The 12061-nt window shown below is 69.5% G+C and carries 13 protein-coding genes; 5 read left to right on the forward strand and 8 right to left on the reverse strand.

Translation table 11 applies throughout. From position 1 onward, the window contains the following. Positions 1 to 3 precede the first annotated feature (3 nt). On the forward strand, positions 4 to 837 hold the full coding sequence (locus tag CXP56_RS10895) for a helix-turn-helix domain-containing protein (RefSeq protein ID WP_169725244.1): 834 nt from the start codon (positions 4 to 6) through the stop codon (positions 835 to 837). Next, on the forward strand, positions 834 to 1070 hold the full coding sequence (locus tag CXP56_RS10900; RefSeq protein WP_028847729.1) for a DUF397 domain-containing protein: 237 nt from the start codon (positions 834 to 836) through the stop codon (positions 1068 to 1070). The genes CXP56_RS10895 and CXP56_RS10900 overlap by 4 nt, the downstream gene beginning before the upstream one ends. Positions 1071 to 1230: 160 nt before the next feature. Here CXP56_RS10900 and paaE read toward each other — a convergent pair whose 3' ends face one another. Genes paaE through paaZ form a run of 6 tightly spaced genes read right to left on the reverse strand, consistent with a single transcriptional unit; the run spans position 1231 to position 7074 of the window. Continuing rightward, on the reverse strand, positions 1231 to 2313 hold the full coding sequence (gene paaE / locus CXP56_RS10905) for a 1,2-phenylacetyl-CoA epoxidase subunit PaaE (protein ID WP_028847730.1): 1083 nt from the start codon (positions 2311 to 2313) through the stop codon (positions 1231 to 1233). A gap of 1 nt (position 2314) precedes the next feature. Continuing rightward, on the reverse strand, positions 2315 to 2830 hold the full coding sequence (gene paaD, locus CXP56_RS10910) for a 1,2-phenylacetyl-CoA epoxidase subunit PaaD (protein WP_038045026.1): 516 nt from the start codon (positions 2828 to 2830) through the stop codon (positions 2315 to 2317). Then, positions 2824 to 3699 (reverse strand): 1,2-phenylacetyl-CoA epoxidase subunit PaaC, encoded by an 876-nt coding sequence (gene paaC, locus CXP56_RS10915; protein WP_028847732.1) that lies wholly within the window; start codon positions 3697 to 3699, stop codon positions 2824 to 2826. Before paaC ends, paaD begins: the two co-directional genes overlap by 7 nt. Before the next feature lie 14 nt (positions 3700 to 3713). Next, positions 3714 to 4043, reverse strand: a complete 330-nt coding sequence (gene paaB / locus CXP56_RS10920; RefSeq protein ID WP_051310164.1) for a 1,2-phenylacetyl-CoA epoxidase subunit PaaB — start codon at positions 4041 to 4043, stop codon at positions 3714 to 3716. Then, a complete protein-coding gene (paaA, locus tag CXP56_RS10925) occupies positions 4040 to 5023 on the reverse strand; it encodes a 1,2-phenylacetyl-CoA epoxidase subunit PaaA (RefSeq protein ID WP_051310165.1) in 984 nt (327 codons plus the stop codon). Before paaA ends, paaB begins: the two co-directional genes overlap by 4 nt. After that, positions 5020 to 7074, reverse strand: coding sequence for a phenylacetic acid degradation bifunctional protein PaaZ (paaZ, locus tag CXP56_RS10930; RefSeq protein WP_286900997.1), 2055 nt, complete (start codon positions 7072 to 7074; stop codon positions 5020 to 5022). The genes paaA and paaZ overlap by 4 nt, the downstream gene beginning before the upstream one ends. 96 nt (positions 7075 to 7170) lie before the next feature. Between paaZ and paaI the strand changes: the two genes are divergently transcribed. The 3 genes from paaI to CXP56_RS10945 all read left to right on the forward strand — a co-directional run bounded on the left by paaI (position 7171) and on the right by CXP56_RS10945 (position 9087). After that, the gene (gene paaI, locus CXP56_RS10935; RefSeq protein WP_084609273.1) at positions 7171 to 7557 is read left to right on the forward strand and encodes a hydroxyphenylacetyl-CoA thioesterase PaaI; all 387 of its coding nucleotides are present in this window, start codon (positions 7171 to 7173) and stop codon (positions 7555 to 7557) included. Next, positions 7554 to 8168, forward strand: a complete 615-nt coding sequence (locus CXP56_RS10940) for a TetR/AcrR family transcriptional regulator (RefSeq protein WP_028847737.1) — start codon at positions 7554 to 7556, stop codon at positions 8166 to 8168. Before paaI ends, CXP56_RS10940 begins: the two co-directional genes overlap by 4 nt. 154 nt (positions 8169 to 8322) lie before the next feature. Then, positions 8323 to 9087: an NPP1 family protein gene (locus tag CXP56_RS10945; RefSeq protein ID WP_028847738.1), complete on the forward strand. Its 765-nt coding sequence runs from the start codon at positions 8323 to 8325 to the stop codon at positions 9085 to 9087. A 260-nt stretch (positions 9088 to 9347) separates the two neighbouring features. Here the strand turns inward: CXP56_RS10945 and CXP56_RS10950 are convergent, their stop codons facing one another. Then, positions 9348 to 10886, reverse strand: a complete 1539-nt coding sequence (locus CXP56_RS10950; RefSeq protein ID WP_286900998.1) for an AMP-binding protein — start codon at positions 10884 to 10886, stop codon at positions 9348 to 9350. A gap of 86 nt (positions 10887 to 10972) precedes the next feature. After that, a complete protein-coding gene (locus tag CXP56_RS10955) occupies positions 10973 to 11920 on the reverse strand; it encodes a methionyl-tRNA formyltransferase (protein WP_028847740.1) in 948 nt (315 codons plus the stop codon). Positions 11921 to 12061 lie beyond the last annotated feature (141 nt).

Raw genomic sequence — 12061 nt, forward strand, 5'->3', positions numbered from 1 at the left:
TTGGTGCCCAACATCAAGGCTGTCCGGCTGGGACGGACGTTGGCCCGTGCTCGGCACAGGGCCGGTCTCAATGTGCGGGAAGCTGCCCGGAAGCTCGGCATGAAGCATCACCAGCGGCTGCACAACATGGAGAAGGGGAGAGGACCGTACGACCCGGAGGAGATCGCCACCCTCCTGGGCATCTACGGAACCGACCCGACGGTGCGTGCTCAGATCCAGCTGCAGGTCCGCGCCCTGACACAGCCGGTGTGGTGGCAGCGGACCATGCCCGGGCTGCCCGATGACATCGGTCTTCTCGCCGAGTTCGAGGAACAGGCGACGGCGATCACCGAGTGGGGCGCCCTCATCCTGCCCGGCCTGACGCAGACCCGGGCGTATTCCCGGGCGTGGATGACGACGGCGGACGATCTCGCCGAGGATGCCGTCGAGGTGCGCTTGACGATGCGGGCTCGCCGGCAGCAGCGGTTGGACGACGGCATCCCCTACACCGCGTTCATCACCGAGCATGCTCTTCGAGCGTCCCCGGGGGATCCCGAGGTGCACGTCCAGCAGCTCAACAAGCTGCTGGACCTGTCCCAGCGGCCGAATGTGCGCATCCGTCTGATCCCCATGGGAACGCGGGTCTACCGTGGCCAAGTCGGTGGTTTCGTGTTGCTGGAGTTCGGCGACGACGCCGAGGCCCTGGTGCAACTCGAACAGGACTCCTCGGTGGTGTGGCTGACCGAAGACGAGGCGACCAAGCCGTACCTCAAGGCGCGAGCCCAGCTGGAGTCTGTCGCGGTGGATGCGACAGACTTGATCAAGCGGATTCGACAGGAGTTGGAAGAGGCGACATGAGCGACGTCGAGCGTCGGGATGCGGGGTTTGTCGATCACCCTGGCTGGTTCAAGTCGAGCTTCAGCGGCTCCGCCGGGAGCTGTGTCGAGGTGAACATGACCGCTGTGGAGGGCGCGGTGCTCGTGCGGCACAGCAAGAACCCCGAGGGTGGGGTGCTGCGCTTCACCGCCGATGAGTGGCGTGCGTTCGAGGCGGGTGTGCGCGCCGGGGAGTTCAGCCTTCCGGAAGCCTGATCAAGGCTGCGGGCTTCCGGGTCCGTAGCATGAGGACGGGCCGCCGGGTGCTTTCGATCCTGGGGGCTGGCGGTTTGCCGTTGCCTCGGTGGCTGTCGTCTGGGGCGGGTGTGGCAGCCCGTTTCATGCTTGCCTCGTCGCCGCTGGCCCGGCGCCCGGGTTAGGCGTCGTAGTCGACCGTGACGCGCTCGCTGACCGGGTAGGACTGGCAGGTCAGCACGAACCCGGCGTCGACCTCGTCGTCTTCCAGGGCGAAGTTGCGGCGCATGTCGACCTTGCCGTCGGTCACCCGGGCCCGGCACGTCCCGCACACTCCGCCCTTGCAGGCGAACGGCAGATCCGGGCGTGCGCGCTGGGCGCCGTCGAGGATCGACGAGTGGCGCGGGGTGACCACGGTGGTGGTGCGGCCGTCCAGCCGGATCACCACCTCGCTGCTGGCGCCCTCCACTTCCGGCTCCGGGTGCCGAACCGGCTCGGGCGGCAGGTCGCCCACGTAGAACAGCTCCTGGTGAATCCGCTCCCGCGGCACTCCCTCCGACCGCAGCATCTGCTGGATGTCGGTGACCATGCCGAACGGCCCGCACAGCCACCAGTGGTCGGCCTGGTCCGTGCCGCCGAGCAGCGGCATGATGGCACGCACCCGGTCGGCATCCAGCCGTCCGCTGAACAACTCCACGTCGCGCGGTTCACGGGACAGCACGTGGATCAAGGTGAACCGCTGCGGGTACCTGTCCTTCAGGTCGGCCAGCTCGTCGGCGAACATCACCGTGCTGGTGCGGCGGTTGCCGTAGAGCATGGTCACGGTCGTCTCCGGATGCTCCAGCACACTCGCTGCGATGGACAGCGCCGGTGTGATGCCCGAACCCGCCACGATCAGCACGTGGTGCGCGGGCACGTCCACGTCCGGCGTGAACGACCCGGTCGGCGTCGAGACGTCGATCCGATCGCCGGGCCGGACCTGGTGCACCAGCCAGGTGGAGAACAGCCCATCCGGGATCTGGCGCACCCCGATGCGCGGCTTGGCGCCCGCGGGCGCGCAAATCGAGTAGTTGCGCCGCTCCTCCACGCCGTCGATCACCCGGCGCACGATCAGCGACTGGCCCGGCAGGTACGCGTACTCCGCCGCCAGGTGCTCCGGCACGTCGAAGGTGATCGCGACCGCGTCCTCGCACAACCGCGTGACGTCGGCGACGGTCAGCGTGTGGAACCGCGTGCGGGCGGGGGCGGGGGCCGAAACGGTCACGTCACAGCTCCTTGAAGTGCTCGAACGGCTCGGCGCACGACCGGCAGCGGCGCATCGCCTTGCATGCCGTCGCCGAGAACCGGGCGATTTCCTCGGTGTCCGTCGAGCCGCACTTCGGGCACGCCGCCCGGCTCGACGGCGGGGTCAACGTCAACGGGATCGGGCCGGACCGGCGCGGCGCCGGGCCGGGTGGGGCGATGCCCGCTTCGGCGAGCTTGCGCCTGCCTTCCTCGGTGATCCAGTCGCTGCTCCACGGCGGCTGCAGCACCATGCGCACGTCGACCTCGCGGTACCCGGCCTCGTGCAGCGCGTGCACCAGGTCGTCACGCATGGTGTCCATGGCCGGGCAGCCGCTGTAGGTGGGGGTGATCGTCACGCGTACCACCCCGTCCTCCTCGGTCACGTCGCGGAGCACGCCCAGGTCGGCCAGCGTCAGCATGGGCAGCTCGGGGTCGGTCACCCGGGCCGCCACCTGGTAGGCGCGGCCGGTCCGCTCGGTCACCTCGGTGGTCACCATGTCGCCCCCGGATGCGCTCGCGCCACCGACTGCATCTCCGCCAGCAGGTAGCCCATGGCCTCGGTGTGCACGCCGTCCCGGCCCGCCTTGCCGCCGATCCTGGCCATCGGGGCCGCCTCCGGCTTGGTCAAGCCGGCCGTGGCCAGCACCTCGTCGATGACCTCGTCGAACTCGGCTCGCAGCTCGCGGACGTCCACCGCGACCCGGTCCAGCCGCAGCTCGACCGGATGCGGCTCGAACAGCTCGCCGACCAGCGGCCACACCGCGTCCAGCCCCGCCTGCATCCGCTCGTGCGACACCTCGGTGCCGTCGCCGAGACGGATGACCCACTGCGCGGCGTAGTCCCGGTGGTAGGTGACCTCCTTGACGCCCTTCGCCGCGATCGCCGACAGCACCGGGTCGATCGAGTCGACCAGCCGCTGGAACTGCACCAGCCGCCAGGTGGCGAACACCAGCAGCCGCGCCATGGAGAAGGCGAAATCGCCGTTGGGGGCCTCCACCAGGCGCACGTTGCGGAACTCGTGCTCAGGCCGGAAGAACGCCAGTTCGTCCTCGGTGCGGTCGCTGCCGTCGGCCTTGCCCGCCCTGGTCAGCAGCATGCGCGCCTGGCCGAGCAGGTCGAGCCCGATGTTGGCCAGCGCCATCTCGTCTTCCAGTTCCGGCGCACGGGTGCACCACTGCTGCATGCGCTGGGACAGGATCAGCGCGTCGTCCCCGAGCATCAGGCAGTAGGTGGCCAGGTCGCCGCCGTCCACGTCCGCGGGCACGGTGGTGTCCACACCGGCCAGCGGGTCGGTGAACCCGGTGCCGTAAGCCCACCGGGCGTCGTTCTCCTCGGTGATCGCCTCGTAGGCGTTGTCGAAAGCCACGTCGCTACCCCCGCTCACATGTGCGGGACGTTCTCGGGAATGTCGTAGAAGGTGGGGTGCCGGTAGACCTTGTCCGCCGACGGTGCGAAGAACGGGTCCTTCTCGTCCGGGCTGGACGCGGCGATGTGCTCCGCCTTCACCACCCAGATGCTCACGCCCTCGTTGCGCCGGGTGTAGAGGTCACGCGCGTGCCGCAACGCCATCTCATCGTCGGCGGCGTGCAGTGAGCCGACGTGCACGTGGTTGAGCCCGCGCTTGGACCGCACGAACACCTCGTACAGCGGCCACTCGTGGCGCACCTTCTCGGTGGTCGCCTGTTCGGAAGCCTTGCCGGCACTGCTCATGCTGCCGCCTCCTGACGTTGCTGCCGCTCCCGCTGCTTGCGGGCGTAGGCCGCGGCGGCCTCCCGCACCCACGCGCCTTCTTCGTGGGCGCGCTTGCGGGCGGCGATGCGCTGCGCGTTGCACGGCCCGTTGCCGCTGATGACCCGCTGGAACTCGTCCCAGTCGATCTGACCGAAGTCGTAGTGGCCGCGCTCGGGATTCCACTTCAGCTCCGGGTCGGGCAGGGTGACGCCGAGCGCCTCGGCCTGCGGCACGGTCATGTCCACGAACTTCTGCCGCAGCTCGTCGTTGGTGTGCCGCTTGATCTTCCACGCCATCGACTGCGCGGTGTGCTTCGACTGGTCGTCCGGCGGGCCGAACATCATCAGCGACGGCCACCACCAGCGGTTCACCGCGTCCTGCACCATCCGGCGCTGTTCCTCGGTGCCCCGCATCATCGTCATCAGCAGCTCGTAGCCCTGCCGCTGGTGGAACGATTCCTCCTTGCAGATGCGGATCATCGCCCGCGCGTACGGGCCGTAGGAGCTTCGGCACAGCGGGACCTGGTTGCAGATCGCCGCGCCGTCCACCAGCCACCCGATCACGCCGACGTCGGCGAACGTCAGCGTGGGGTAGTTGAAGATCGACGAGTACTTCTGCTTGCCCGCCAGGAGCCGCTCGGTGAGCTCGCCCCGGTCCGCGCCGAGCGTCTCGGCGGCCGAGTACAGGTACAGCCCGTGGCCCGCCTCGTCCTGCACCTTGGCCAGCAGGATCGCCTTGCGGCGCAGCGACGGGGCGCGGGTGATCCAGTTGCCCTCCGGCTGCATGCCGATGATCTCCGAGTGCGCGTGCTGCGCGATCTGCCGGATCAGCGTCTTGCGGTAGCCCTCGGGCATCCAGTCGCGCGGCTCGATGCGCTGATCGCGCTGGATGGTCCGGTTGAAGTGCTCTTCCAGCTCGGTGACCGGCTCGGCGGCCGGTGCGGTGTTCGTCGTCGTCATCGCTTCCCTCCCGCGTCCTCGGCGGGGTACTCCTTGGCGACCAGCGTCAGAACGTCGTACTTGGCGACCGACTCGCCTGCGGCGTTGGTGACGTCGGCGTCCCAGCGGACTTCGCCGTGGTCGGCGTTCTCCCGCGGGGTGATCTGCTTGCAGGTCAGCGTCACGGTCAGCTCGTCGCCCGGCTTGACCGGCGTCAGGAAGCGCAGGTTCTCCAGGCCGTAGTTGGCCAGCACCGGTCCCGGTGCCGGGTCGACGAACAAGCCGGCCGCGAACGACACGACCAGGTAGCCGTGCGCAACGATGCCGCCGAACAACGGGTTCTTCGCCGCCGCTGCCTCGTCGGTGTGCGCGTAGAAGGTGTCGCCGGTGAACTCGGCGAAGTGCTCGATGTCCTCCGGTGTGACCTTGCGCGGGCCCGCCACCACGCAGTCCCCGACCCGCAGCTCGGCCAGCGACTTGCGGAACGGGTGCACGTCCTCGTTGCGCGGCGCGCCGGGCACCCAGGTACCGGTGACGGCGCTGAGCATCTTCGGGCTGCCCTGCACCGCGGTGCGCTGCATGTAGTGCAGGATGCCGCGCACCCCGCCCATTTCCTCGCCACCGCCTGCCCGGCCCGGGCCGCCGTGCACCAGGGCGGGCAGCGGCGAACCGTGGCCGGTGGACTCCTTGGCGTCGTCGGCGTCGAGCACCAGCAGCCTGCCGTGCCACGGCGCCACACCGAGCACTACTTCCCGGGCGAAGTCCTCGTCGGCGGTGACCACCGAGCCGGCCAGGCTGCCTTCGCCGAGCGCGCCCAGCCGGACGACCTGCTCGGCCGACGTGTAGGGGATGAGCGTGGAGACCGGGCCGAACGCCTCCACCTGGTGCGGCTCGCGCAGCTCGGGATCGGTCACCTTGAGCAGCACCGGGGACATGAAAGCGCCGCGCTCGGCGTCGGCGTCGACCACGTCGACACGCTGCGGGTCACCGAAGACGATGTCGGCCACCGAGGTCAGCGCCTTCAGCGAGCGCCGCACCTCCTCGCGCTGCTCCAGGCTGGCCAGCGCGCCCATGCGCACGTTCTCCGACGCCGGGTTGCCGACCGTCACCTTGCCCAGTCGCTCGGCTGCCGCTTCCGCCACGGCGTCCATCAGCTCGGCGGGCACGAAGGCGCGGCGGATCGCCGTGCACTTCTGGCCCGCCTTGACGGTCATCTCGGTGACCAGCTGCTTGACGTAGAGGTCGAACTCGGTGGTGCCCGGCTTGGCGTCCGGGCCGAGGACGGACAGATTCAGCGAGTCGGCCTCGGCGTTGAACCGCACGCTGTTGCGCACGATCGCCGGGTGCGTGCGCAGGCGCTGCGCGGTGGACGCCGAGCCGGTGAACGCCACCACGTCCTGCTCGGTGACGTGGTCGAGCAGATCGCCGACCGGGCCGCACACCAGCTGGATCGACCCCTCGGGGAGGATGCCCGACTCGACGATCAGCTCCACCAGGCGATGGGTCAGGTACGCGGTCTGACTCGCCGGCTTGATCAGGCTCGGTACCCCGGCCACGAACGCGGGCGCGAACTTCTCCAGCGGTCCCCAGACCGGGAAGTTGAACGCGTTGATCTGCACCGCGACACCGCGCAGCGGGGTGGCGATGTGCTGGCCGTGGAAGGTCCCGCCCTTGCTCAGCGGCTCGAGCGCGCCGTCCAGGTAGACGTGCGAGTTCGGCATCTCGCGGCGGCCCTTGCTGCTGTAGGAGAACAGCACGCCGATGCCCCCGTCGATGTCGAACTTGGAGTCCGCGAGCGTGGCGCCGGTGCGGTAGGACAGCTGGTACAGCTCCTCGCGATGCTCGCGCAGGTGGGACGCCAGCACCTTGAGCAGTGCCGCCCGCTGGTGGAAGGTGAGCTCGCGCAGCGCCGGCCCGCCGACGGTGCGGCCGTACTCCAGTGCGGCGGCCATGTCGACGCCGGTGGTGGAGATCCTGGCGACCTCCTCGCCGGTCGCAGCGTCGCGCAGTGGCGCCCCTTCGTCGCTGGGGGTGAACCAGGTGCCGGCGACATAGCTGCGCAAGGGTGCCATCGCGAGACCTTCCCGTTTCCTCGGTGAATTACCTACCGATCGTTTAGTAATTAATGATAGCGTGTCCGCATGGGTTCGGAAAGTGCCGCGCGGCGCATGCTGGAGGCGGACGTGGCCTCCACGGCGCTGGGGATGGAATTGGTCGACTTGCGGGTAGGCCACGCGGTGGTACGCATGCGGCTGACCAGCCGGATGGTCAACGGCCACGGGATCGTGCACGGCGGGTACGTGTTCATGCTGGCCGACACCGCGTTCGCGTGTGCCTGCAACAGCCATGGCCCGACGACGGTCGCGTCCGGAGCCGACATCACTTTCGTGGCTCCGGTGCACGAGGGCGACGAGTTGTACGCCGTCGCGGAGGAGCGCACCCGTTACGGCCGCAACGGCATTTACGACGTCACCGTGCGGCGTGGCGGCGTCGACGGTGAAGTGGTCGCGGAGTTCCGCGGCCGCAGCCGAGTCGTGCAGGTGAACGGACGGTGACCGGCACGGCGCAGCGGAAGCCGGGCAGGCGCGGTCGCCCCGGCTACGACCTGGAGCAGGTTCTCGAAGTCGCCGCGCACCTGTTCTACGAGCGCGGTTACGACGGCACGTCGATGGAAGAGCTGAGCAAGCGGCTCGGACTGACCAAGGCGGCGATCTACCACCACGTCGCAGGGAAGGAGGAGTTGCTCCGGCTCATCGTCGACCGCGCTCTGGACGGGTTGTTCGCCGTCGCCGACGAGGTGCAGGCGGCCGACGGACCCGCCGTCGGCCGGCTCGAGCGGCTGGTCCGCGGCAGTGTGCACGTGCTGTCCGACCGCCTGCCGTACGTCACGGTGCTGCTCCGGGTGCGCGGGAACACCTCCGTCGAGCGAGCCGCGCTCGACCGGCGCCGCGAGTTCGACCGCCGCGTTGCGGACCTGGTACGGCAGGCGCAGGCAGACGGCGACATCCGGTCGGACCTCGACCCGGGCACGGCGGCGCGCCTGCTGTTCGGCTTGGTCAACTCGCTGATCGAGTGGTACCGGCCGGAGGGGGAGTGGGCCGCCGACGATCTGGCCGACATGGTGGTCCAGGTGGCGTTCGACGGCTTGCGGGCGGCCGCGGGCTGACCGCGGGAAGACCGCGGGAAGACCGCCCGCAGCGCGGGGGAACTCCGCGCACACCTGCCGGTCCGCCGGGGAAGACCCGACTTCCGGAGGTCGTGCCCGCACGCCAGGCGTTGTACCGTCAGCGCATTTCGACCGGGAGGAGTCGGAACGCGCGATGATCACGCGGGGATTGGCGGTACTGGTGGCGGCGACCGCCGCGCTGCTCGTCGCGCCCGCGCCCGCCGCGCTCGCCGACCCACCTCCCGCGCTGCCCGCCAACCACACCCCGGACGAAGGCAAGTGGCAGCCGGCATTCGACTACGACAAGGACGGCTGCTACCCGACGCCGGCGATCGGCCCGGACGGCACCCTCAACCCCGGCCTGAACAACTCCGGCGCGCTCAACGGCCAGTGCCGGGACAGCTGGGACCTGGACAACAGCAACGCCTACGCCCGCGCCCACTGCGACTCCAGTGGATGGTGCGCTTACCTGTACGACCTGTACTTCGAGAAGGACCAGGCCGTTCCCGGCTGGGACTGCTGCGGGCACCGGCACGACATCGAGCACGTCGTGATCTGGGTTTTCGACGACCAGGCCCGTTACGTGGCCACCTCGGAGCACGGCAAGTACGCCGTGCACCCGGCATCGGCGGTGGCGTGGGAGGGCACCCACGCCAAGATCGTCTACCACAAGGACGGGCTCAGCACCCATTGCTTCCGGCTGGCCAGGCACGACGAGGAGCCGGAGAACCACTCCGGCCGCTGGCACTACCCGGCCCTGGTCGGCTGGAACGGCTTCCCCGACGGCATCCGCGACAAGCTGGTCGCCGCCGACTTCGGCGCTGCCACGCTCGGCATCGCCGACGCCACGTTCCGGGACAACCTCGTCAAGGCGAAGCCCGCCGAGGTGCCCGATTCGGCACTCCCGGCGGGTGCATGACCAGCACGGCCCGCCGGGCTCCCTGCTCCCGGTGGGCCGTGCGTCCTGGCCGTGCCTGGCGTCGGCGGTGGGCTGGTCCCGTCGGTCGGGGCGCGCGGGGTTCAGTTCACCCGGCGTGGTGGCCGTGCCGATAGGGCTCGCGCAGCTTGAGCTTCTGCACTTCGGCGGCCTGCCGGGTTCCCTGTTCCCGGTGGGTCGTGCGTCCTGGCCGTGCCTGGCGTCGGCGGTGGGCTGGTCCCGTCGGTCGGGGCGCGCGGGGTTCAGTTCACCCGGCGGTGGTGGCCGCGCCAGTACGGCTCGCGCAGCTTGAACTTCTGCACCTTGCCGGTTGCGGTGCGCGGGATGCTTTCCCGGAACTCCACCGACGTCGGCGCCTTGTACCCAGCCAGCCGCTGCTTGCAGTGCGCGATCAGCTCGGCCTCGGTGACCTCGGCGTCCTTCTCCTTGACCACCAGCGCCTTGATCGTCTCGCCCCACTTGTCGTCGGGCACGCCGATCACCGCCACCTCGGCCACCGCCGGGTGGCTGAACAGCACGTCCTCCACCTCGATCGACGACACGTTCTCCCCGCCGGTGATGATCACGTCCTTCTTCCGGTCGGAGATGACCAGGTGGTTCTCCTTGTCGAACGATCCGCCGTCGCCGGTGTGGAACCAGCCGTCGGCCAGTGCCTCCTCGGTGGCCTGCGGGTTGTTCCAGTACGACTTGAGCACCACGTTGGCGCGGGCCAGCACCTCGCCGGAGTCGGACACCTTCAGCCGGACGCCCAGCGCGGGCAGGCCGGCCCGGGACAGCTTGTGCGCCTTCTCCTCCGCGGACAGGTCGTCGTCGTCCGGGCGGGTGCGGTTGAACGTCAACAGCGGTGCCGTCTCGGTCAGGCCGTAGATCTGCAGGAACTCCCAGCCCAGCTCCTCCTGCAGCCGTTGAATGGTCCGCGACGGCGGAGGCGCGCCCGCGCATACGATGCGCACCCGGTCGCGGCCGGGGATCTCGCCCTCCCAGTCCCGCGCGGCGTCCAGCACCATGTTCCACACCGCCGGGGCGCCGCACATCAACGTCACCCCGTGCTCCTGGACGCGGCGCAAGATCTCCGTCCCGTCGACCTTGCGCAGCACGACCTGCTTGCCCCCGAGGCCGGCCAGCGCGAACGGCATGCCCCAGCCGTTGCAGTGGAACATCGGCAGTGTGTGCATGTACACGTCGCGCTCCCACGCGCGCACGTGCATGGCGAAGGTCACCGCGTTGATCCAGATGTTCCGGTGGGTCAGCTCGACGCCCTTGGGGCTGGCCGTCGTCCCCGAGGTGTAGTTGATCGTCGCCGTGGCGTCCTCGTCCGGCTCCGACCACGGGCGCGGCTCGGTGTCGAACCGCATCAGCTCCTGCTCGGTCTGCGCGCCGAGCACGAACCGATGCTTCGGACCGATGCCGTCCAGCGTCTCGGCCAGATCGGGATCGAGCAGCAGCACCGAGGCACCGGAGTGCTGCAGGATGAAGTCGACTTCGTCGCGCTTGAGCCGGAAGTTGACCGGTACGCAGATCCGGCCGCTGCCCGGCACCGCGAACAGCAGCTCGAGCAGGCGCGCGGAGTTGTGGCTGACCACCGCCACCCGTTCGCCTTCGCCGATGCCCAGCTGGTCGAAGCCGGCCTGCCAGGCCCGCACCCGCCGGGCGAACTCGGCGTAGGTGGTCTCGGGCACGGGGTCGGCCGGTTGCTGCGCTTCGTCCACTACGGCGGTCCGGTGGCCGAAACCGAACTCGCCGCGGTCGAGGAAGTCCGCGATGGTCAAGGGGACACGCACGTCGAACGCCTCCTCACAGCTCGCCGTCGGTGTGTCCCATGTCACCACAGCGGCGGGCCGGGCGCAGCAACGATTTTCGGCCAGTTTCACGGGTGCGCCGTCAAATACCCACCCATGCTGCGGAAGTACTCAGTGGCGGCCAGTTCGGTGCCGTCCTCGGTACGCACCCGTTCGATGCGCAGTCCGCGGTTACGGCCGTAGCGAGCGTCGGCTCCCGCGACGATCACCACGCCGTCGCCTTCCCGGATGAAGATGCGGCCGGGTGTCCCGCCGTACCGGCGCTGCGATACAGACGCCCGCACGATGCGCAGCCGCTTGCCGTTGTGGTAGGTGAACGCGTTCGGGTACGGGTCGGACTGCGCGCGCACCAGCCGCTCGATGTCCTCCGCCGGCCAGTTCCAGTCGATCCTGCTGTCCTCGATCGACCGCTTGTGGAAGAAGCTCGCCTTGGCCGGATCCTGCGGCGTGAAGTCGCGTTTGCCGGACGCGATCAGCTCGAGCGCTTCGCGGACCACCGGCTCGATCAGCTCGACGGTGCGGTGGAACAGGTCGGTCGCGGTGTCCCTGGGGCCGACGTCGATCGCCTTCTGCACCACGATGTCGCCGGCGTCCAGTTCCTCGTTCATCATGTGCGCGGTCACGCCGACCTGCTTCTCCCCGTTGATCAACGCCCACACGATGGGGGAGAAGCCGGCGTAGGCGGGCAGGAGGGAGTCGTGCACGTTCAGCGTGCCGAACCGGGGCAGCTCGAAGACGTGCGGCGGGATCCAGGTGCGCCAGTTGTTGGCCACGATCAGGTCCGGGTCGATCTCCTTGAGCTTGCCGAACAGCTCGTCGTCGTCCGGGCGGTTGCGGATCACCACCTCCACGCCGTGCTCGGCCGCCAGATCCGCCACCGAGTCCGACCAGATCCGCTCGTAGGCGTGCTCGGACGGCGGGTGGGTGACCGCCAGCGCCACCTCGTGCTCGGAGTCCAGCAGGGCCCGCAGCGTGCGGTGACCCCAGGTCTGGTACCCGAACATGACTATTCGCATCGGCTTCCTCCTTCGTGCTGGTCGGCGCGCGACCGCCGGTGGCGAGACGGCGAGATCAACGTCACCCCTGTGGCAGTAATGAAGGCAAGCCTAACTTAGGTTAGTCTAACCTCCGTTCCACGACCGGCTACGGAGCGGACG

The organism is Thermocrispum sp. (assembly GCF_002919275.1).
GTDB lineage: Bacteria > Actinomycetota > Actinomycetes > Mycobacteriales > Pseudonocardiaceae > Thermocrispum > Thermocrispum agreste.